Raw genomic sequence first — 21999 nt, 5'->3', positions numbered from 1 at the left:
AAAGAGTATAAGCTCTTTGGGCTTTAGATTATTGACAAAGTGCTAAAATGAACTTTATTTTAGCACTTTGTCTTCTTTTTAGCGTGATAGAAAACCTTTGCAGTCTAGAAAGGACGAGCACCGGAGCGGAGCGAATTTGACATTCGTGAGCACCGAAGCGCAGGACTGCGGGCGAATGCGAGGGTTTGTCTACACGCTAAGCCCAAGGAGCATAAGCTCTTTGGGCTTTTTTGATGTAGCGTGAGGAATGCGGATGGAATATGGGCTATTTGTTCATAATAGGAGAAGAGTTTGAGGAAAGGATGGAGACAAATGGACGAAAAGAATGAACAGCAGCCTGAGCGAAAGCCAGAAGAAAAAGACAGCATTATGAGCAAAATACAGCAGCTTGGTGAAACAGCCGTTCCGCAGCTGCCGCAAGATACAAATATCCATTGCCTCACCATTATTGGACAAATTGAAGGCCATATGCAGCTTCCACCGCAAAATAAAACAACCAAATACGAACATGTCATTCCACAAATCGTAGCCGTTGAACAAAACCCGAAAATAGAGGGCCTTTTGATCATTTTAAATACAGTAGGGGGAGATGTTGAAGCGGGACTCGCAATTGCAGAAATGCTTGCTTCTTTATCAAAACCAACTGTCTCGATTGTGCTTGGCGGCGGCCACTCTATAGGTGTCCCGATCGCTGTATCGTGTGACTATTCGTATATTGCCGAAACAGCTACGATGACCATTCATCCTGTGCGTTTAACAGGTCTTGTCATTGGTGTTCCGCAAACCTTTGAATACTTAGATAAAATGCAGGAAAGAGTTATTAACTTTGTCACAAGCCACTCCAACATTACAGAAGAGAAGTTTAAAGAGCTCATGTTCTCCAAAGGCAATTTGACAAGAGACATCGGAACAAATGTCGTTGGTCATGAGGCAGCGGAATACGGACTCATGAATGAAGTCGGCGGTGTAGGACAAGCGATTAAAAAGTTGAATGAACTTATCGGAGACAGGGCATCTCAAAACGAGGGGCTGATCCAATGATTTTATATACGCCTATGCCATATGAAGCCATTTACGCTGAGGAACAGGGAGAACGTAAACTCCAGCAGGTAAACATTCAAGGTGTGCCAGTGATGGTTGAAATGAAAGAAGATGAAGCAGAAATCGTTCAAGTCATGAGCACCAATCCTATGGATTTTCTCAATCAAGAGCTTGCACCAGGCAAGCGATTGAAGTTACATTTAGGCACCAATCAAACCGACTCATATGAATGATTCTATGCTATAATAAAGGGAAAACTTACAACAAGATGCAGCCAAAACCAGGCTGCTTTCTTTCTGATCTTTCGGTAGGTTATATTTTCTTTCGTAGTAAGGTGATGAGTATGGCTAAAAAGAGAAAACGGAAAACGAGAAAAAAACAAAATAAACAGCTAAAACTGAAATATGAATTAAATGGGTTAGTCTGTATTGCCATAGCGATCATTGCCATTTTACAGCTGGGCGTTGTTGGACAAACCTTTGTACATCTATTCCGATTCTTTGCAGGTGAATGGTTTATTCTCTGCCTTATCGGATTATTTCTTTTTGGTGTGACGATTTTCTGGAAAAAACAAATCCCAGATATTTTGACAAGAAGAAAAGCAGGTCTCTACTGCATCATTGCGAGTATCTTGCTTTTGTCACATGTGAAGCTTTTCCAGCATCTTTCATCTGCTGGCGTCATTGGCTCTCAAAGTGTAATTAGAAATACATTTGAGCTTTTCTTGATGGATATGAAAGGTGAAACAGGGTCACCTGATTTAGGGGGCGGCATGATCGGAGCTGTATTGTTTGCTGCTTCTTATTTCTTATTTGCGCAAGCAGGCTCGCAAATCATGGCGATTGTTCTAATGCTGATTGGAATTGTTCTGATTACAAACCGATCCCTGCAGGAAATGGTGAAAAAAGTGACGATTCCTGTATCACAATTTATGGTGAAGCAGTGGAAGGCGTTTGTTGAAGATATGAAAGGAATCAGGCAGGCGAAAAAGAGCGCGTCCTCTCAGAAAACAGGTGAAAAGAAAAAACGTTCACGCATTCAAGAACAGGACGAGGATGATCTGATCTTGATCGAAGAGGAAACGCCGTCTTCTGAGAATAGCCAGCCGATTATTTCAAGCTTTGCAGACAGGGATGACATTCTCACCCCGCCCGTTCAAAAGAAGCAGGCGGCAAAAGAGACAGAGCCTCTTCAAGAGTCTGTGCAAAGTGCACCAGTTCAATCAGATACAGCTGATGAACCTAAAGAGGCGCCGCCGATGACATTTACAGAACTTGAAAACAAAGATTACGAATTGCCGTCACTTGATATTTTGGCAGAGCCGCAGCATTCAGGTCAGCAAACAGATAAAAAAAATATATATGAAAATGCAAGAAAGCTTGAAAAAACATTTCAAAGCTTTGGTGTGAAAGCAAAAGTCACACAGGTTCATTTAGGTCCAGCTGTGACCAAATATGAAGTATATCCAGATGTCGGCGTGAAGGTCAGCAAAATCGTCAATCTAAGTGATGATTTAGCCCTCGCCCTTGCAGCAAAGGACATTCGAATTGAGGCGCCGATTCCTGGTAAATCAGCCATCGGGATTGAAGTTCCGAATGCAGAAATCGCTATGGTTTCATTAAAAGAGGTATTAGAATCGAAGCAAAATGACCGTCCAAATGCAAAGCTCCTTATTGGACTAGGACGCAATATCTCGGGTGAAGCCGTGCTTGCTGAAATGAACAAAATGCCGCATTTACTTGTAGCAGGTTCGACTGGAAGCGGAAAAAGTGTGTGTATCAATGGCATTATCACAAGCATTCTCATGAGAGCAAAGCCTCATGAAGTGAAAATGATGATGATTGATCCGAAAATGGTTGAATTAAATGTGTATAACGGCATTCCGCACCTTTTGGCACCTGTCGTAACAGACCCTAAGAAAGCTTCTCAAGCACTTAAAAAAGTAGTCAGCGAAATGGAACGCCGCTATGAATTGTTTTCTCATACGGGGACAAGAAATATTGAAGGATACAATGATTACATTAAACGAATGAATCAAACAGAAGATGCCAAACAGCCAGAGCTTCCTTATATTGTTGTCATTGTAGACGAGCTTGCTGATTTAATGATGGTGGCTTCCTCTGATGTGGAAGACTCCATTACAAGACTTTCTCAAATGGCTCGTGCTGCGGGAATTCATTTGATTATCGCTACACAAAGACCTTCTGTTGATGTCATTACTGGTGTCATTAAAGCCAACATCCCGTCCCGCATTGCCTTTAGCGTATCCTCCCAAACAGATTCGCGGACGATCCTTGATATGGGGGGCGCAGAAAAGCTGCTGGGCAGAGGGGACATGCTGTTTTTACCTGTTGGTGCAAACAAGCCGGTTCGTGTGCAAGGCGCCTTTTTATCAGATGAAGAAGTGGAACATGTTGTTGATCATGTGATCACACAGCAAAAAGCACAATACCAAGAGGAAATGATTCCAAGCGAAGAAACGCAGGATCAGCTTGCAGCTGTGGAAGATGATCTATATGATGAAGCAGTTGAACTGATTATCGGCATGCAGACGGCTTCTGTCTCTATGCTGCAAAGAAGGTTCCGCATCGGTTATACCCGGGCAGCACGTCTCATTGACGCAATGGAAGAGCGAGGCGTTGTAGGCCCATATGAAGGAAGTAAACCAAGAGAGGTTCTTCTCTCAAAAGAACAATATGACGAGCTCTCTTCATAAGTTGAAGAGAGCTTTCCTGAAAATTAGTAAACGATAGTATGATTATGTTAACTGGATGTCAGACTATTTATTTATTTGCAAAAACATGATATAGTTATGTTCAACTTATCTCGGAATAGAGATTTCTCATCTTATCATTTGCATTGATTAGACGGAGGGAAAACATGTCGACCAAAACAGACAATCGCCATTTATATTTGAAAGTGATTGACCGTATTAAAGAAGATATTCAAACAGGTGTATATGCCGAAAAAGAAAAGCTGCCTTCTGAGTTTGAGCTCTCAAAGCTTTTAGGTGTGAGCAGAGCGACACTGCGTGAAGCCCTTCGTATATTAGAAGAAGAAAAGTATTTAATAAGAAGGCATGGTGTGGGGACTTTCGTCAACTCAAGACCACTTTTTTCGACAGGCATAGAACAGCTGACAAGTGTCACGAAAATGATTGAGCAGGTCAATATGACGCCTGGTACCATCTTTTTATCCTCGCAAGAAGGGGAGCCAACAGAGAATGATGTCATTCGTTTTCAGTGTGATGAATCTGATGGGATTTTTTCAATGGAACGCGTTCGAACGGCAGATGGACAGCCAGTTGTTTATTGTTTAGATAAAATTCCAGTCAAACACCTTCCCGCTTCTTTTACACATGAAGAAGAGTCTCTTTTTGAGCTGTTTGGAAGAGAGCCGCACAGCGGGATTAAATATGCGGTTGCGGACATTGAACCAATTGGTTACCACGATCAGGTCTCACCGATTCTAGATTGTGACCCTGAAACGGCGTTATTATTACTGAAACAAATGCACTATGATCAGGATGATCAGCCGGTCTTATACTCCCTCAATTATTTTCGAGCGGATAAATTCAGCTTTCATGTCATACGCAAACGATTTTAACAAGCAGTCGCTTCCATAGGCGGCTGCTTTTTGTTTGCCCATACATAATACTCGTCAAACTTGCCACACTAATACGTAACAGTATATAGAATTGGGTGAATGATGTTGGGCGAGAAAACAGTCAGTAAAAAGAATATCATTGCGTTATCATCAGTCCCTCTAATCATGACACTAGGGAACTCGATGTTAATACCTGTATTGCCAGAGATAGAAAAGAAACTCTCGATCACTTCCTTTCAAGTCTCTCTCATTATTACGGTATATTCGGTTGTAGCAATCCTATGTATTCCAATCGCCGGTTATTTATCAGACCGGATTGGGCGAAAAAAGGTACTGCTGCCGTGTCTTTTAATCGCCGGACTTGGAGGGGCTGTGGCAGCAGTCGCCTCAACAATCATGAAAGAACCGTATATGTGGATCCTTCTTGGCAGGGTCCTTCAAGGTGTCGGTTCAGCTGGAGCGGCACCTGTTGTTATGCCATTTATAGGAGATTTGTTTCATGATGATGAAGAGGTCAGTGCGGGACTTGGCGCCATTGAAACCTCTAACACAGCGGGAAAGGTCCTAAGCCCGATTATTGGGGCATTTCTTGCTTCATGGTTTTGGTATGTGCCGTTTTGGTTCATTCCGTTCTTTTCGGCCATCAGCTTTCTCATGGTACTGTTCATGGTAGAGTCGGCGAAAAAAGAGGAGGACCCGCCTACATTTAAAGAGTTTTTAAAAGCAACAAAGACCATTTTTAAGCATGAGGGACGCTGGCTTTATGCCATTTTTGCTATTGGCGGTTTTATTATGTTTCTTCTTTTTGGTGTGCTTTTTTACTTATCCGATAATCTAGAGGCAGCTTATCAAATAAAAGGTGTCAAAAAAGGGTTTCTGCTGAGTATTCCGCTCCTTTTTCTATCAATCAGTTCCTTCGTTGCTGGAAAAACGATTGGAAAAGAAAAAGGCAAAATGAGAATCTTTTTAATCGCAGGTATGGCTTTGTTATCACTTTCTTATATTTTTTTATGGTGGAATCACAGCTTTTACGTATTGTTTATCTGTTTAAGCATTGGCGGTGTTGGTATCGGTATTGTGCTGCCTGCACTTGATGCGCTGATTACAGAAGGAATTGAAAAAGAACAATGCGGTACCATTACGTCATTTTATAGCAGTATGCGTTTTATCGGTGTTGCTTTAGGGCCTCCGATTTTTGCCTATCTTATGGATAAAGGGGACTCCATTGTTTTTATTCTCTCGACCATTTGCAGTCTCATTTCACTATTTTTGGTCCTCTTTTTCATCCAGCCAGATGAAGAGGATGAGAGCGAACAATTGAAAACAGTTTAAATATAGAAAAAAGACGGCATTTTGCCATCTTTTTTCTTTTTTATAAATTGACATGTAAAATTTTGATAGTTAAACTAATGTATAGTAATATCTTTTAAATTATCCCAAATTGGAGGTGTTCAAAAACATTCATTTTCTGTCTTTCTTTAGGCAGAAATTGAGCACGCGTGCTGATGATGGAGATGTGTTTCTTCAACACGTAAGGACAATTGAATAGGTCATCCTGCCATTTGAAGGAGACGCAGTCAGCACTTCAGACACGCTCAAATACAGCAAATTGATTGATGAACTAGAAGGAGCTTGAAGCAGCTATGTTGCAAATAATTAAAGCAAGATGGATTGTATTAGTGGTGTGGATGATAACAGCTGTGATTCTGTTTATTACTGCGCCCGATTTAGAGGAATTAACAAGAGAAAAAGGGCAATTAAAGGTTCCGGAGGGGACACCAACAGCTGAGGCACTTCACCTATTGGATAAGCTGTCAGATAAGAACGGGAAAAAAGATACAGGTGTGCTTGTATTCTCCGAACAACATCTGTTCCCTGCGAAAGAGCAGGAATTAAAAAAGGCTTTAGCTGCACTCATGACACATGCCCCAGAACTCCACATTGACGGAATTACTTCATATTTTCATGTAGATCCGGACATTCAAAAACAACTTTTATCAAAGGATAAAAGTACACTTCTTGTTCCATTCAAATTCGACCACTACGAAACAAAAGCTGTGAAGATTAAAGAACAAATTGAGGAAGTTTTAAAGCCCTATCATGTCTCATATGAAATAACGGGTCAAAAATTTGTGGATTCAGATGTCATTAAAAGTTCTCAACAAGGTCTGAAGAAAACTGAACTTATCACGATGATTTTTATTTTCTTTATTTTAATTATTGTTTTCAGATCGATATTGGCACCTGTTGTTCCGCTCATTACGATAGGCATTTCTTACGCTGTCAGCCGGTGTATTGTGGCTTTTCTTGTAGAATATACACAATTTCCTCTATCTAATTTTACTCAGATTTTTATGGTAGCCATTATGTTCGGTATCGGAACGGATTATTGCATCCTGCTGTTAAGCCGTTTTAAAGAGGAGATCGGCCAAGGCCGTGATGTCAAAGAGTCGATTATCGTCACGTATCAATGTGCAGGGAAGACGGTATTTTTCAGCGGCTTAGCCGTGTTAGTCGGCTTCTCAAGTATTGGATTTGCTAAATTCCAATTGTATCAATCAGCCGTTAGTGTTGCCGTTGGAGTGGGCGTTCTGCTGATTGCCCTTGTTACCATCGTTCCCTTTTTTATGTCTGTTTTCGGAAAATCTCTATTCTGGCCATCTAAAAGAGAAAACATCCGGCACCCGCAAAGTAAAATGTGGGAATGGGCTGGGCGCTTTTCATTTAGAAGGCCGCTGATCAGCTTAGGTTTAGTCGCTCTTATTACGGTGCCTCCTATTCTGATGTACGACGGCACCCTATCTTATAACAGTTTAAATGAAATTGGGAATAAGTATGAGTCGGTGTCTGCATTTAATACGATATCAGAGCAATTTGGCTTTGGTGAAGCGCTGCCTCTGAATGTGCTTGTTGAAAGTGACAATAAGCTAGATAATCAAAAAAAGATTGTGATCATTGAAAAACTGACCCGTAAATTAAATGACATTGACGAAGTCAAAACAGTCCGCAGTGTCACGCGCCCTGTTGGAGACGGGCTGAGCCAGCTTTATGTCACCTCTCAAGCGAAAGAGCTGGGAGGAGAACTTGGCAAAGGACATGAAGGAATCGGGAAAATTTCTGATGGCTTGACAGAAACAAACCTGGCCCTTCTCAAACAAAAACCAAAAATTGAAGAATCCGCTCAAGGTATTGACAAGCTGATTGATGGAACGAAAGCAATCAAAAGCGGTATTGGAGAAGTCAGGGAATCCCTTATCTCTTTAGAAGATGGGGTGAGGCGCAGTAAAGATGGCGTCGGTACGATTCGAAGTGAAATCAAAGAAGCGAAAAAAGAATTAGAGCAAGAATATCGCAGCAGCGAAACGATGATTCAAGAGCTAGAGCAAGTGGTGAATACACTGGAACGCCATGCGAAATCGAATCAGCAGCTGATGACAACCATTAAGAAAGTAAAGAAATCTTATGAAAATCTATCATTTGAAGCACTAGAAAATCGTCTTCCAGAAGTAAAAGACATGGAAGAATATAAAGAAATCAAGAAAGTATTCAAAGAAACAAAAGGAATGCTTGATCAAGCAGGGGATCAAATGAGTGTATATGAAGAGGAAGCCGCTCACTTTAAGCAAAAGATCAAGCAGGCAGATCAAGTGATTCAAACCTTATCAAGCAAGCAAAAAGAAGCAAAACGCCAAGTGCAAGCGCTCATGGATGGGCTTGATCAAATTTATGACGGTCTTGACCAAACAAATGAGGGCCAAAAACAATTGATTAAAGAAATGCCTAAAATTGAAGATGGTGCAGATCAGCTGACAGACGGCCAAAAAGCCATCAAAAAAGGATTTAGCCAGCTTTCATCAAAACTTACATTATTAACAGATGGATTAGATGAAAGTATTGAAGGGCTTGAGCAGGTCAAAAGCGGCTTCACCGAGGCTGACGGCTACTTAAAGCAGCTTCAGCAAGCGCCAGATGAAGAAATAACAGGCTGGTTTATTCCAGAAGAAGTGCTGAAACGCCAAGAATTTAAGCAAATCTTTCACACGTATATGTCTCCTGATCGTAAATTAACGACTTTTGAAGTCATCCTAAATGTGAATCCATACAGCAATGAAGCGATGAAAGGTGTCGCAAAAATTGAGGAAACCCTTGATCAATATTTACCTGTAAGTGGACTCAAAAATGCCAAATACGGTGTATCTGGTATTTCAAGCTTAAATGTGGACTTAAAAGAAACGTCTGACGGTGACTTTATTCGAACTGTCATTTTCATGTTAATTGGTATTTTTATTATTTTAATTATTTTATTACGGTCAATCGTCATGCCGATATACTTAACACTTTCACTGATTTTAACGTATTTTACATCGATCGGGTTAACAGAATGGATCTTTAAAACATTCTTTGGCTACGATGGTGTCAGCTGGGCTGTCCCATTTTTCAGCTTTGTTATTCTTGTGACGCTCGGGATCGATTATTCCATCTTCCTCATGGATCGTTTTAATGAATGGAAGGGAGAGCATGTACAAGCATCGATGATATCAGCGATGAGAAATATGGGTTCTGTCATTATTTCTGCAGTGGCCATTTTGGCAGGTACGTTCGCCGCTATGCTGCCATCGGGAGTATTATCACTTGTTGAAATTGCAACGGTCGTACTCATTGGACTTTTATTATATGCTTTTGTTGTATTACCGCTCTTTATTCCGGTCATGGTTCGTATTTTCGGTAAATGGAATTGGTGGCCGTTTAGAATGAAATAACAACTGGCGTCTCTGCTATAAGCAGAGGCGTTTTTATTTCCTATCCTTTCCTCTGATTGATATAATGTCTATTAAATGGCTGTTTCACGTATATATCAGCTATGTTCTAATACATAATAAATAGGATGAACAAAGGAGGTTTCTCATGACGTACTTACAAGAGAAGACACTGGACACACCTGGTCTTCATACTCATATTGTCAAAACAGAAAAATTTAAAACCGTGACAATCCTTTTTAAAATGCTTGCACCGTTATCCAAAGATGACGTCACCATGCGTTCTCTTTTCCCGCATGTGTTGTTAAGAGGAACAGAAAAGATGCCAAAAACAGGTGCATTGCGTGCTTATTTTGATGAGCTCTATGGAGCAACCGTTTCGGCAGACATGGCGAAAAAAGGTGAGAATCACATCATTACCTTCCGTCTAGAAATGGCGAATGAAAAATATCTAAAGGATCAAAACCCTTTACTAGAAAAAGGGATTGCCTTACTATCTGACCTATTATTCCACCCGTATGTTGAAGATGGGGTGTTTAGTCAATTATATGTAGATCAAGAAAAACGCACGATAAAACAGCGAATTCAGGCAGTCTATGATGATAAAATGCGTTATTCGAATTTAAGACTCGTGCAGGAAATGTGTAAAGGTGAACCATATGCACTGCACGTCAATGGTGAAATGGAAGACATCGACGCAATCACCGCTCACTCGCTCTTTGAAGCTTATGAGCATGCGCTTCAATCAAACCAGCTTGATCTTTATGTAGTAGGAGATGTTGACGAACAAGACATCAGCCGAATGGTCTCCCAATACTTTAAAACAAGTGAAAGAGAACCGATCAAACAACAGACTGAATCAGCAAGACCTCAAAATGAACCAAAAGAAGTCATTGATGAAGAGGACGTAAAACAAGGCAAACTGAACATCGGCTTTCGCACACATACAACGATTGCAGATAAAGATTATCCAGCGCTGCATTTGTTTAATGGCATATTCGGCGGTTTCTCGCATTCTAAGCTATTCATCAATGTTCGTGAAAAAGCAAGTCTTGCGTACTACGCTGTGTCTAGACTTGAGAGCTTTAAAGGCTTGATGATGGTCATGTCAGGGATTGAAGTTGGCAACTACCAGCAGGCAGTAGACATCATCAAAGAACAATTTGAAGCGATGCAAAAAGGTGATTTTTCTGATGAAGCAATTGATCAAACAAAAGCAGTCGTCAAAAACCAGCTGCTTGAAACGATCGATACATCTTATGGGACAGCAGAATATTTATATCAGCATGCCGTTGTGCCAACTGGGGAAACCCTTGATTCCTTTTTGGAAGCATTAGACCGAGTGACAAAAGAGGACATCATCAAAGTGGGTCAGAAAATCGAGTGGGATACGACCTATTTTCTTAAAGGAACGGAGGGTGCTTCATGACAGTGAAAACAATTCAATTCGACCAGCTGCAAGAAACGGTCTATCACGAAAAAATGGAAAGCGGACTTGACGTCTATGTGCTTCCAAAGCAAGGGTTTAACAAAACCTATGCGACCTTTACAACAAAATATGGCTCAGTTGATAATGAATTTGTGCCGCTTGGCAAAGAAGACATGATTCGAGTGCCTGACGGAATTGCCCATTTCTTAGAGCATAAGCTGTTTGAAAAAGAGGATGGAGACGTGTTTCATACTTTTAGTAAACAAGGAGCATCCGCAAACGCTTTTACAACGTTTACGAGAACGGCTTATTTATTCTCTAGCACCTCAAATGTCGAACAAAACCTTGAGACACTCATTGATTTTGTTCAAGAGCCTTATTTTACTGAAAAAACAGTCGAAAAAGAAAAAGGTATCATTGGCCAAGAGATTAACATGTATGACGATAATCCGGACTGGCGTTTATTCTTTGGTCTGATTGAAAATTTATATCAAGAACATCCTGTGAGAATAGATATTGCTGGAACAGTAGAGAGTATTGCCCCTATTACAAAAGATCATTTGTATGAATGCTATGAAACGTTCTATCACCCGAGCAATATGCTTCTATTCGTCGTTGGTCCGGTTGATCCGAAACAAATTTTAGATCAAGTCAGAGCAAATCAGGCGAAAAAGCCATTTACAGACCAGCCGGAGATCAAACGAAAAGACATCAATGAGCCTGAAGGTGTATACCGGAAAGAATACGAACTTCCAATGAACGTACAAGGCTCTAAATGTATGTTCGGGTTGAAAACAAAGAATCCGCATAAAAAAGGAAATCAACTGCTAAAGCATGAGCTTGGGATGAACCTCATTTTAGAGACGCTGTTTGGCAAAAGCTCATTACAATATGAACAGATGTATGAAAAAGGCTTAATTGATGAAACATTCAGCTACGATTATACAGAAGAAGGCGGCTTTGGCTTCACTTCAGTTGGCGGGGATACAAACGATCCTGATCAACTTGCAAAAGTATTAAAAGAAACCCTTCTTCAAGCAAAAAGCCTTATGACGGAAGAGAAAATTGAGCTTGCCCGCAAGAAAAAAATCGGCAGCTTTTTAAAAGCCATGAATTCTCCAGAATACATTGCAAACCAATTTACTCGATATGCATTCTTAGACATGAGCTTATTTGATGTCGTCACAGTGCTGGAACAAATTCAATTAGCTGATATTCAGCAAATTTTAGATGAAGAAATTGATGAAGAACGGATGTCCGTTTTCAAAGTCGTCCCAAAAACAAAATAAATGTAAAAAGACAAACTCATATCGGCAGAGTTTGTCTTTTTTTATGTTTATTGAAAAAGCCGCTTTATTTGCGAGGATATTCATTGACAATTGTTTTGTTCGTTAGTTAAACTCTTTAATAGTTAAACACTTAAACTAAAAAGGAGCAGCGTATGGAACAAAATAAAATTGCCCAGCTCATCCAGAGGTATACAGATGTCTATCTCATGATGGAGAAAAAAGTATCGAGTATGATCACAGAAAAGCTTGATAAAGAGCTGACGCTTGATCAATATTACTCCCTTCGATACATCAATTTACATCCGGGGTGTACCTCAACGGACCTGGCTTATGTATGTAATGTAAACAAAAGTGCTGTAACATCTATGACCAATCGTCTTTTTACGAGAAACTATATTATTCGTGAACATGATCAAGCTGACAGAAGAAATGTTCACCTGTACGTCACACCAGAGGGCAAAGATGTAGTCAGCCGAATGGAAAAGCAGCTTCAAGACCTAGTTCGATCTTATTTTGAAAAGCTTGAAGAAAAAGAAATGGAATCATTTATTCAAACATATGAAAAGATCTATCAAGTGATCATCGAAGAGGAGGCACAAAGTACTAATGAGAGCAATCATAAAGGGTAGATGGCTGATCACGATCCTGTGGGTCGTATTAGCGGCAGTGTTACTCATCACCGCTCCTAATATGGCGCAATTAACAAAAGAAAAGGGGCAAATTTCTGTACCAGACGGCTATCCGTCCTCATATGCCAATCAGTTATTAAAGAAAATGTCTGAAAACGGGGATACAGAAAAATCAATCGTCATTGTCTTTCAAGAAAAGAACATTGTGAAAGAAAGAGAAACCTCTTTAAAAAAGGCAATGGACATTTTAGAAAAGGATCAAGATCTCCACATAGAGGACATCACTTCTTACTTTGAAGCAAATAAAGATATTAAAAAACAAATGCTCTCCAAAGATCAAACGACACTTCTTGTTCCAGTTACATATGACTCAAACAAAATCAAAGCATCCGATTTTAAAGAAAGAGTCAATGAAAAGCTGAAAAGCTTAAACCTGAAATTTGAAATGACAGGGCAGCCGTTAATTGATGATGATGTTATCACAAGTTCGCAGGAAGGCTTGAAGAAAACAGAATTCATTACGATTGGGTTTATTCTCGTCGTTCTTGTTCTTGTTTTTAGATCAGCTGTGGCGCCTTTCGTTCCGTTAGTCGCAGTGGCACTGTCTTACTTGGTGAGTCAATCGATCGTGGCTTATTTAGTAAAATATGTAGACTTTCCGCTCTCGACCTTTACTCAAATCTTTATGGTCGCGATCATGTTTGGAATTGGAACGGACTACTGCATACTGCTTCTCAGCCGCTTTAAGGAAGAGATCGCACATGGTAAAGATAAAATTGAGGCGATTCTCATTACGTATAAAACAGCAGGAAAGACCGTCTTTTTCAGCGGAATTGCGGTTCTAATCGGTTTTACATGTATTGGTCTGGCGCAATTCCAGCTTTATAAATCAGCTGTTGCAGTAGCAGTCGGGGTTGCTGTGCTCATTGTGGCCCTTCTCACGATTGTACCGTTCTTTATGGCGGTTTTAGGAAAGGTGTTGTTTTGGCCGATTAAAGGCGATATTGCTCACCCGCAGTCAAAAATGTGGGAAACAGCAGGCCGCTTTTCATTTAAGAAACCGCTTTTCAGCTTATTAATCGTAGGAATCATTACACTTCCGCCAATTCTGATGTATAAAGGAACCCTTTCTTATAACAGCTTAGATGAAATTGGTAACAAATACGAATCGGTCAACGCATTCAATACCATTTCTGACAAGTTTGGACCGGGTGAAGCACTTCCGGCAACAGTGGTCGTGAAATCAGCTGATGTTTTAGACAACAATGAAGGGCTGATTGCCATCGAAAAACTCAGCCGTGCAATTGAACAAACAGATGGTGTCAGCAAAGTCAGAAGTGCTACCCGTCCTGTCGGTAAAGGGCTGAGTGATCTGTACGTGAAATCACAAGCCAAGGAACTGAACACAGGGCTTGATAAAAGCAATGAAGGATTGAAAAAAATTCAGGATGCACTCACAACAATGAGTCAATCCATTGAGGATCAAACGCCGCAAATCAAATCATCAGGAAAAGGCATTAATCAATTGATTTCCGGTACTGAATCTGTGCAAACAGGGATTCAAAATGTTGAAAAATCCTTAAGAAAATTGCAAAACGGCATCGACCAAAATAAAAAAGGTGTAGCAGCCATTAAAAATGAAATCAAAGGTGCGAAAAAGGAATTAACGGCTCAAGTCGCACAAGTGAATCAGCAAGTTTCGCTGTATAAAAGCATTTCCAAAGAATTAAAGGCGGCATTAGCGCAAGTGGATACATCATCATCTGCCGCAGCAGATGTAAAAGCGTTAATCAAACAAGCAAATACACAATTTAGTACACTTGAAAAGCAAATCCCGCAGGTAAAAGAAAATCAATCGTATCAAGCGATCAAAGCTTCGTACAATGAACTTTCCGCGACTTTGCAAGAAGGGGCGAAACAGGCAGATAGCTATGCCAAACAAGCGAAAGAAGCTAGAAAGCAGCTTGAAGCAGCTGATGCCTTTATCGCAAAAGCTTCAGAGCAGCAAAAAGTCTTGACGAGTCAGATCGATGAACTCATTGCTGGCTTAGATGCAGTTGAAACTGGACTGGATCAAACGTCAAAAGGCCAAGGACAATTAGCTGATAATATGCCAAAGCTTGCAGATGGAGCGGGCGACATCATTAATGGCCAAAAGCAAATGAAAGAAAAGATTGGCGGCTTTGGGGATGATCTGACAAAGCTGACAGATGGCCTGAACAAAAGTGTAACTGGACTTGAGAAAATTTCGAGCGGCTTAATGGGTGCAGGTGACTACTTAGATGAACTGAAAAATGCACCAGATCAAGACATGGCCGGCTGGTTTATTCCAAAAGACGTCTTAAAAAATAAAGCATTCAAACAAGTATTTGATTCATACATGTCAGATGATCGCAAGATGACAAAAATTGATGTCATTTTAGAAAAAAATCCATATGGAAATGAAGCTCTGTCGACAATCAAACAAGTGGAAGTTTCTGTTGAGCGGGCACTTCCTGAAACAAAACTAAAAGATGCGTCATTTGGCGTTTCAGGTGTATCAAGTATGAACGCTGATCTAAAACAGCTGTCAGATCAAGATTTCAATAAGACAGTGCTTTACATGATGATCGGCATTTTCCTTATTTTGGTGATCTTGTTCCGTTCGCTTGTTATGCCGCTGTACTTGGTAGGTTCACTCATATTGACTTACTTTACAGCAATCGGTATAACAGAATTTATCTTCACCCATTTCTTCGGATATCCAGGCATTAACTGGGCTGTACCATTCTTTGGATTTGTTATATTAATGGCGCTCGGAGTCGATTATTCGATTTTCTTAATGGAGCGATTCAATGAATACAAAACAAAAGACATCCAGTTTGCCATGACCGAATCAATGAAAAATATGGGATCTGTCATTATGTCTGCTGCTGTTATTCTGGCAGGAACATTTGCCGCAATGCTTCCATCAGGTGTACTGTCTCTCTTGCAGATTGCGACACTTGTCCTCACAGGACTTTTATTGTACGCACTCGTTGTGCTACCATTGTTCGTACCTGTAATGGTGAAATTGTTCGGATCAGCCAACTGGTTCCCATTTAAACGAAAAGAATAGGTATCCCATATAGAAAGAAGGAATCAATGTGATGAGTCGTTGGGCGCTGATAACAGGTGCCAGTGGCGGGATTGGGCAGGCAGCAGCCAAAAAGCTTGCCCAAGAAGGCTGCAACCTAATGCTTCATTATCATAAAAATGAACAGGCAGCTATGCGCCTCGCCGCTCATTTGGATGAGGCATATCACATTCAGACGCATGTCGTTCAAGCAGATTTAGCTATAACGGGCGGAACAGATGAGCTTGTCAGCCGCCTGCCGCTCTGTCCAGATATACTTGTTTTAAATAGCGGCAGGAGCCATGTCGGATTGGTGACAGACACAGAAAAAGATGTATTAGCCAGTATGGTGCAGCTTCATGTCACAAGTCCATATGAGCTTACCCAATCCCTTTTACCTGCCATGATCCAAAAGAAAGCAGGCCATATCATTGCGGTCAGCTCGATATGGGGAGAAACGGGAGCATCGTGTGAAGTGCTGTACAGCATGGTCAAAGGTGCGCAAAATGCTTTTATAAAAGGATTAGCAAAAGAGCTTGCCCCAAGTGGAATTAGAGCAAATGCTGTCTCGCCAGGCGCTGTCAAAACAGACATGATGAGTAGTTTTACGCAGGAAGACATCGCAATGCTGGAAGAAGAAATCCCGCTTGGCCGGCTTGCATCGCCTGAGGAAGTTGCAGATGTCATTTGGTTTCTCGCCTCAAAACAGTCAAGTTATATCACAGGTCAAATTTTATCTGTTAATGGCGGCTGGTACTGTTAAAAAACGTGTATAATTCGTCTCTCCATGACAAAAGCTATGGCTGTAATTCATCTTTTCGAATGGAGGAATCGACATGTCTGTACTTGAGAACTGGGACCATTGGAAAAACTTTTTAGGTGATCGCTTAAATCATGCGCAGGATAAAGGTTTGGAAGATGAGACCATCAATAACCTTGCATATGAAATTGGCGGATATCTAGCTAACGAAGTTGAGGCAAAGAACGAGCAGGAAAGAGTACTTGCTGACCTTTGGAGCGTTGCATCAGAAGATGAGCAGCGTGCCATTGCAAATATGATGGTCAAGTTAGTTGAAAATAATAGCTCGCACTAAACAAAAAGAGGGGTCGTTTGTGCCTCTCTTTTTATTTTAACCGTTTCACAACATTGTGCTTTCTAAAAATGTGAAAATGCTTTATGATAAAGGAAGGTAAAAATTTGCCACAATGAAGGGGGTAATATCATTTGGCAAAGCTCGAATGGTATTTTGAATATGAGATACAGGTAAACCGTCCCGGACTTTTAGGAGACATTTCTTCTCTAATGGGGATGCTTTCAATTAATATTGTGACAATCAATGGTGTTGATGTATCAAGACGCGGAATGCTTTTACGCTGTGACCACACAGATCAAATTAAGCGGCTTGAATCAATTTTAAATACAATGGAAACGATAAAAGTAACGAAATTAAGACAGCCAAAGCTTCGTGACCGCTTAGCTGTTCGTCATGGAAGATACATACAGCGTGATGCGGATGACAAAAAGACGTTCCGTTTTGAAAGAGACGAGCTCGGTCTTCTTGTTGATTTTATGGCTGAACTCTTTAAAAAAGAAGGACATAAATTGATTGGGATTCGCGGTATGCCGCGTGTCGGAAAAACAGAATCAATTGTGGCTTCAAGTGTTTGTGCAAGCAAGAGATGGCTGTTTGTATCGTCTACTCTTTTGAAACAGACGATCCGAAGTCAGCTGATCGCAGATGAATACAGCCCAGATAACGTCTTTATTATTGATGGAATTGTGTCGACAAGAAGAGGTTCTGAGAAGCATTTGCAGCTTTTAAGGGAAATTATGAGACTGCCGGCAACAAAGGTGGTCGAGCATCCAGACATCTTTATTCAAAATTCAGAATATACAATGGATGATTTCGACTATATCATTGAATTGCGTAATAGCGCAGACGAAGAGATTACATATGAACACGCTGAAGAACCACAAGTGTTTGATCATTCTGGTTTTTCTGGCTTCGATTTTTAATATGGTAATGGTAGGTGTTTGTTTTGACTGAATTGGGAAAACGGCTCGTTGAGGCCAGAGAGGAAAAAGGGATGTCGCTGGAGGATCTTCAGACGGTTACCAAGATCCAAAAGCGCTATTTGCTAGCAATCGAACAAGGAAACTATGATATTATTCCAGGTAAATTTTACGTCAGAGCGTTTATTAAACAATATGCCGAAGCCGTTGGACTGAATCCTGAACAATTGTTCGAAGAGTTTCGTAAAGATGTTCCAAGCACGTACAATGATGAAGTATCTGATAAATTATCGAATATTAAGCCGCAAAGAGAGCTGCCAAAGCCTGCCTCGAAAGTGCTTGAACTATTGCCGACAATTTTAATTATTGGAGGCATCATTGTGGTCATCGCCATCATTTATGTGATCGTGCAGGCGGTCAATCATGATAGCGGACAGAAGAATAATCAGGCGGCTCCTCAGCAATCAGAATCTAAATATGAAGTATCTGAGGATTCATCTCTTGCAAAAGATCAAAAGAAAAAAGAAAAAGCTTCATCAGATGATAAAGAAAAATCATCTAAAAAAGATGATTCATCAAAAGACGATGAAACGGTCTCTTTAAAGGCGACGAATACAGAAGGCTCAACGACTACGTATGAAGTATCAGGTGCTGACGAAATGGAGTTAACCATTTCTGCCTCCCAAGCTTCATGGCTGCGCGTAAGAGACGAATCTGGAAAAGTGATGAAGATGGGTGAACTAAAAGATGGCGAATCGTTTAAAACAGATCTGTCTGATCTTTCTCAGGTCGATATCCGTCTAGGCAATGCGTCTGGAATTGATATCAAGGTAAATGACGAGACACTTAAGTACGAATTAGACCCTAAGAATACCATGACACAAAACATTGTGATTGTGAATAAAGGAAAGGAAAAGTCATCTTAAGCAAGTAGATGACTTTTCTTTTGTTCCTACTATTATATATACATAAAAAATTGCATTATTGGAGGATTGGATTTCATGTTTAACTTACCGAATAAAATAACCCTTTCTAGGATCGCCTTGATCCCTGTTTTTATGATCATTATGCTTGCACCGTTTGATTGGGGTGTCGCACGCTTTGGCGACGTCAGCATCGATGTGACGCACCTTGTTGGAGCGATTCTGTTTATTGTCGCATCAACAACTGACTGGATTGATGGCTACTACGCACGTAAACTTAATTTAGTGACGAACTTTGGTAAATTTTTAGATCCGCTTGCAGATAAATTGCTTGTTTCAGCTGCTTTAATTATACTTGTTCAATACCACCTCACACCGGCATGGATGGCGATTGTGATCATCAGCCGTGAATTTGCTGTAACAGGTCTAAGACTTGTATTAGCTGGAGGCGGTGAAGTAGTGGCGGCGAATATGCTTGGAAAAGTGAAGACATGGGCGCAAATCATTGCGATTTCAGCACTTTTACTGCATAACCTGCCGTTTGAACTTGTATCATTCCCGTTTGGTGATCTAGCGATGTGGGTAGCGGTGTTCTTCACTGTTGTCTCAGGCTGGGATTACTTTGCAAAAAACTGGGAAGCTTTAAAGAATTCTAACTAAAAAGGACGTGTACGCTTTGAAGTCAGAGAGAAAAGCAGAAATTATTGCAGTCGGTTCCGAACTCTTGCTAGGGCAAATTACGAATACGAATGCACAATTCATCAGCAAACAACTAGCTGAAATTGGTGTGAATGTTTATTACCACACAGCAGTTGGTGACAATCCAGAGCGTTTAAAACAGGCCATTCAGGTGGCGCAGGAAAGATCTAATTTTATTATCTTCTCAGGTGGTCTTGGACCAACCAAAGATGACTTAACAAAAGAAACAATTGCGAGTACGCTCGGTAAAGAGCTTGTACTAAATGAAGAAGCATTTGAATCGATTCAAGACTACTTTCGAAAGACCGGCCGCGATATGTCACCGAACAATCGTAAGCAGGCACTCGTTCTAGAAGGATCAGATGTGCTCGTGAACCGTTTCGGGATGGCCCCAGGTATGTTTGTTCAAGAAGACGATACGTTTTATATACTTCTTCCTGGACCGCCAAGTGAATTGCACCCGATGTTTGAAAACGAGGCAAAGCCGCTGATTTCTGAGAAGCTTGGCTTAAAGGAAAAAATTGTGTCTGTTGTTCTGCGCTTCTTCGGAATCGGTGAATCGCAGCTTGAAACAGACCTAGAAGATTTAATTGATGCTCAAACCAACCCGACGATTGCACCACTCGCATCTGACGGTGAAGTGACGCTAAGGTTGACTGCTAAGCATGAGGATGAAAAAGAAACAGAGCGTCTGTTAAAAGAAACAGAAGCGCAAATTTTAGCGCGGGTAGGAGAGTACTTCTACGGATATGGGGATACATCGCTTGTCCGCGAAGCGTCCAAAGCCTTGCACGAGCACGGGAAAACAGTAGCAGCAGCAGAAAGTCTGACTGGTGGAATGTTCTCCGAATGGCTGACAGATCTCGAAGGGGCATCATCCATTTTGAACGGAAGTGTGGTTTGTTATACAAACCAAGTAAAGCAGCAGGTACTTGGCTGCCGGGAGGAAACACTGTCTTCTTATGGTGCTGTCAGCAAAGAGTGCGCTTTAGAGCTTGCTGAAGGGGTTAGAAAGCTAACCGGAAGTGATATTGGCATTAGCTTTACGGGTGTAGCAGGACCTGATTCCCAAGAGGGTCAGCCTGTTGGAAAAGTATTCATTGGATTATCCACGAAAGACCAGACGGACGTGTTTGAATGGATGTTTACGGGCAGCCGGTCGGGCATTCGAAAGCGCGCTGTGAAATATGGTCTGCATCACTTACTCAACTTATTAAAAGAGAGTTAATTTTGTTTTTTGTTAGGTTTACTCCTTTATAAAAGAGCGTTTTTTTCTAATAGAAAACACTCTTTTCTTAAAAAATCGGCCAAGAAAAAAATCGAATATGTGTTCGTTTTTTTCTTGGCAAATGACGTAAAACAAGGTATAGTATAGATAGTGGAATTGATAAAGGAGGAAACAATAGAATGAGTGATCGTCAAGCAGCCTTAGATATGGCTCTTAAACAAATAGAAAAACAGTTTGGTAAAGGCTCTATTATGAAACTAGGAGAGCAAACAGATACACGTATTTCAACAGTACCTAGTGGTTCGTTAGCACTTGATACTGCGCTTGGAATAGGCGGATATCCCCGAGGCCGTATTATCGAAGTATATGGTCCAGAGAGTTCTGGTAAAACGACAGTAGCCCTTCATGCCATTGCTGAAGTTCAGCAGCAGGGAGGACAAGCTGCATTTATTGATGCAGAGCATGCACTCGATCCAGTTTACGCTCAAAAACTAGGTGTCAACATTGATGAACTGTTACTTTCTCAGCCGGATACAGGAGAGCAAGCACTTGAAATTGCAGAAGCTCTTGTCCGCAGCGGGGCAGTTGATATTGTTGTGATTGACTCTGTAGCTGCTCTTGTACCAAAAGCAGAGATTGAAGGAGACATGGGTGATTCACACGTTGGTCTTCAAGCGCGTTTGATGTCTCAAGCCCTTCGTAAGCTATCAGGTGCTATCAACAAATCAAAAACAATTGCCATCTTTATTAACCAAATTCGTGAAAAAGTTGGGGTCATGTTTGGTAACCCTGAAACAACGCCTGGTGGACGTGCGCTGAAGTTCTATTCATCTGTTCGTTTAGAAGTGCGCCGTGCTGAACAGCTGAAACAAGGCAATGACATTATGGGGAATAAAACGAGAATTAAAGTGGTCAAAAACAAAGTAGCACCGCCATTCCGCATTGCGGAAGTAGACATTATGTACGGTGAAGGGATTTCAAAAGAGGGAGAAATCATCGACCTTGGAAGCGAACTAGATATCGTACAAAAGAGCGGTGCTTGGTATTCTTACCAAGAGGAACGTCTTGGACAAGGCCGTGAAAATGCGAAACAGTTCCTAAAAGAAAATAAAGATATCATGCTGATGATCCAGGAGCAAATTCGTGAACATTACGGCTTGGATACTAACGGAGTAACGCAGCAGGAATCTGAAGAAGCGCTAGAACAATTAGAATTAGAATAAAAAATTAGAATTAGAATAAAAATCAAATTAGTATGAAATGATAAAAAAGGCTGAGTGAAAAACTCAG

At 40.9% G+C, this 21999-nt stretch carries 17 protein-coding genes; all 17 read left to right on the top strand.

Annotation, left to right across the window (positions count from 1 at the left end):
• Positions 1-312 precede the first annotated feature (312 nt).
• The 17 genes from OIT90_RS11175 (at position 313) to recA (ending at position 21932) form a co-directional block, all read left to right on the top strand.
• Positions 313-1041 (top strand): ClpP family protease, encoded by a 729-nt coding sequence (locus OIT90_RS11175; RefSeq protein ID WP_024424124.1) that lies wholly within the window; start codon positions 313-315, stop codon positions 1039-1041.
• Positions 1038-1274 carry a YlzJ-like family protein gene (locus OIT90_RS11170; RefSeq protein ID WP_008344712.1) on the top strand — a complete coding sequence of 79 codons (237 nt, stop codon included), beginning with the start codon at positions 1038-1040 and terminating at the stop codon, positions 1272-1274. The genes OIT90_RS11175 and OIT90_RS11170 overlap by 4 nt, the downstream gene beginning before the upstream one ends.
• A 110-nt stretch (positions 1275-1384) precedes the next feature.
• A complete protein-coding gene (locus OIT90_RS11165) occupies positions 1385-3757 on the top strand; it encodes an FtsK/SpoIIIE family DNA translocase (RefSeq protein ID WP_039178690.1) in 2373 nt (790 codons plus the stop codon).
• Positions 3758-3921: 164 nt separating this feature from the next.
• A complete protein-coding gene (locus tag OIT90_RS11160; protein ID WP_039178693.1) occupies positions 3922-4647 on the top strand; it encodes a GntR family transcriptional regulator in 726 nt (241 codons plus the stop codon).
• 102 nt (positions 4648-4749) lie between these two features.
• The gene (locus OIT90_RS11155) at positions 4750-5979 is read left to right on the top strand and encodes an MFS transporter (RefSeq protein WP_039183112.1); all 1230 of its coding nucleotides are present in this window, start codon (positions 4750-4752) and stop codon (positions 5977-5979) included.
• Between the two features lie 311 nt (positions 5980-6290).
• Complete coding sequence (locus OIT90_RS11150; RefSeq protein ID WP_474892565.1) at positions 6291-9407, top strand: MMPL family transporter; 3117 nt, start codon at positions 6291-6293, stop codon at positions 9405-9407.
• Positions 9408-9552: 145 nt separating this feature from the next.
• Positions 9553-10833 carry an EF-P 5-aminopentanol modification-associated protein YfmF gene (gene yfmF, locus OIT90_RS11145; RefSeq protein ID WP_474892564.1) on the top strand — a complete coding sequence of 427 codons (1281 nt, stop codon included), beginning with the start codon at positions 9553-9555 and terminating at the stop codon, positions 10831-10833.
• Complete coding sequence (gene yfmH / locus OIT90_RS11140) at positions 10830-12122, top strand: EF-P 5-aminopentanol modification-associated protein YfmH (protein WP_039178701.1); 1293 nt, start codon at positions 10830-10832, stop codon at positions 12120-12122. Before yfmF ends, yfmH begins: the two co-directional genes overlap by 4 nt.
• 152 nt (positions 12123-12274) lie before the next feature.
• Positions 12275-12751 (top strand): MarR family winged helix-turn-helix transcriptional regulator, encoded by a 477-nt coding sequence (locus OIT90_RS11135; RefSeq protein WP_126681843.1) that lies wholly within the window; start codon positions 12275-12277, stop codon positions 12749-12751.
• The gene (locus OIT90_RS11130; protein WP_474892563.1) at positions 12729-15848 is read left to right on the top strand and encodes an MMPL family transporter; all 3120 of its coding nucleotides are present in this window, start codon (positions 12729-12731) and stop codon (positions 15846-15848) included. Before OIT90_RS11135 ends, OIT90_RS11130 begins: the two co-directional genes overlap by 23 nt.
• Before the next feature lie 31 nt (positions 15849-15879).
• Positions 15880-16608 (top strand): elongation factor P 5-aminopentanone reductase, encoded by a 729-nt coding sequence (ymfI, locus tag OIT90_RS11125; protein WP_144490517.1) that lies wholly within the window; start codon positions 15880-15882, stop codon positions 16606-16608.
• Between the two features lie 73 nt (positions 16609-16681).
• Positions 16682-16939, top strand: coding sequence for a DUF3243 domain-containing protein (locus OIT90_RS11120; protein WP_024424114.1), 258 nt, complete (start codon positions 16682-16684; stop codon positions 16937-16939).
• Positions 16940-17070: 131 nt separating this feature from the next.
• Positions 17071-17862: a DUF3388 domain-containing protein gene (locus OIT90_RS11115; protein ID WP_003211480.1), complete on the top strand. Its 792-nt coding sequence runs from the start codon at positions 17071-17073 to the stop codon at positions 17860-17862.
• Positions 17863-17885: 23 nt separating this feature from the next.
• Positions 17886-18785 (top strand): helix-turn-helix domain-containing protein, encoded by a 900-nt coding sequence (locus OIT90_RS11110; RefSeq protein WP_474892562.1) that lies wholly within the window; start codon positions 17886-17888, stop codon positions 18783-18785.
• A 75-nt stretch (positions 18786-18860) separates the two neighbouring features.
• Positions 18861-19442 (top strand): CDP-diacylglycerol--glycerol-3-phosphate 3-phosphatidyltransferase, encoded by a 582-nt coding sequence (gene pgsA, locus OIT90_RS11105; RefSeq protein ID WP_039178715.1) that lies wholly within the window; start codon positions 18861-18863, stop codon positions 19440-19442.
• Positions 19443-19458: 16 nt separating this feature from the next.
• On the top strand, positions 19459-20709 hold the full coding sequence (locus OIT90_RS11100; RefSeq protein WP_039178717.1) for a competence/damage-inducible protein A: 1251 nt from the start codon (positions 19459-19461) through the stop codon (positions 20707-20709).
• A gap of 179 nt (positions 20710-20888) precedes the next feature.
• Positions 20889-21932: a recombinase RecA gene (gene recA, locus OIT90_RS11095; protein WP_039178719.1), complete on the top strand. Its 1044-nt coding sequence runs from the start codon at positions 20889-20891 to the stop codon at positions 21930-21932.
• Positions 21933-21999: the final 67 nt, after the last annotated feature.

The organism is Bacillus sp. ABR, assembly GCF_056172715.1.
Note: the sequence above shows the minus strand (reverse complement) of the source record. Positions and strands in the feature narration are given on the sequence as shown.

What these genes read in the sequence shown, in the direction of transcription:
- OIT90_RS11175 (WP_024424124.1), top strand. Translation starts at nt 313, where the DNA reads ATGGACGAAAAGAATGAACAGCAGCCTGAGCGAAAGCCAGAAGAAAAA.
- OIT90_RS11170 (WP_008344712.1), top strand. Translation starts at nt 1,038, where the DNA reads ATGATTTTATATACGCCTATGCCATATGAAGCCATTTACGCTGAGGAA.
- OIT90_RS11165 (WP_039178690.1), top strand. Translation starts at nt 1,385, where the DNA reads ATGGCTAAAAAGAGAAAACGGAAAACGAGAAAAAAACAAAATAAACAG.
- OIT90_RS11160 (WP_039178693.1), top strand. Translation starts at nt 3,922, where the DNA reads ATGTCGACCAAAACAGACAATCGCCATTTATATTTGAAAGTGATTGAC.
- OIT90_RS11155 (WP_039183112.1), top strand. Translation starts at nt 4,750, where the DNA reads ATGTTGGGCGAGAAAACAGTCAGTAAAAAGAATATCATTGCGTTATCA.
- OIT90_RS11150 (WP_474892565.1), top strand. Translation starts at nt 6,291, where the DNA reads ATGTTGCAAATAATTAAAGCAAGATGGATTGTATTAGTGGTGTGGATG.
- yfmF (WP_474892564.1), top strand. Translation starts at nt 9,553, where the DNA reads ATGACGTACTTACAAGAGAAGACACTGGACACACCTGGTCTTCATACT.
- yfmH (WP_039178701.1), top strand. Translation starts at nt 10,830, where the DNA reads ATGACAGTGAAAACAATTCAATTCGACCAGCTGCAAGAAACGGTCTAT.
- OIT90_RS11135 (WP_126681843.1), top strand. Translation starts at nt 12,275, where the DNA reads ATGGAACAAAATAAAATTGCCCAGCTCATCCAGAGGTATACAGATGTC.
- OIT90_RS11130 (WP_474892563.1), top strand. Translation starts at nt 12,729, where the DNA reads ATGAGAGCAATCATAAAGGGTAGATGGCTGATCACGATCCTGTGGGTC.
- ymfI (WP_144490517.1), top strand. Translation starts at nt 15,880, where the DNA reads ATGAGTCGTTGGGCGCTGATAACAGGTGCCAGTGGCGGGATTGGGCAG.
- OIT90_RS11120 (WP_024424114.1), top strand. Translation starts at nt 16,682, where the DNA reads ATGTCTGTACTTGAGAACTGGGACCATTGGAAAAACTTTTTAGGTGAT.
- pgsA (WP_039178715.1), top strand. Translation starts at nt 18,861, where the DNA reads ATGTTTAACTTACCGAATAAAATAACCCTTTCTAGGATCGCCTTGATC.
- recA (WP_039178719.1), top strand. Translation starts at nt 20,889, where the DNA reads ATGAGTGATCGTCAAGCAGCCTTAGATATGGCTCTTAAACAAATAGAA.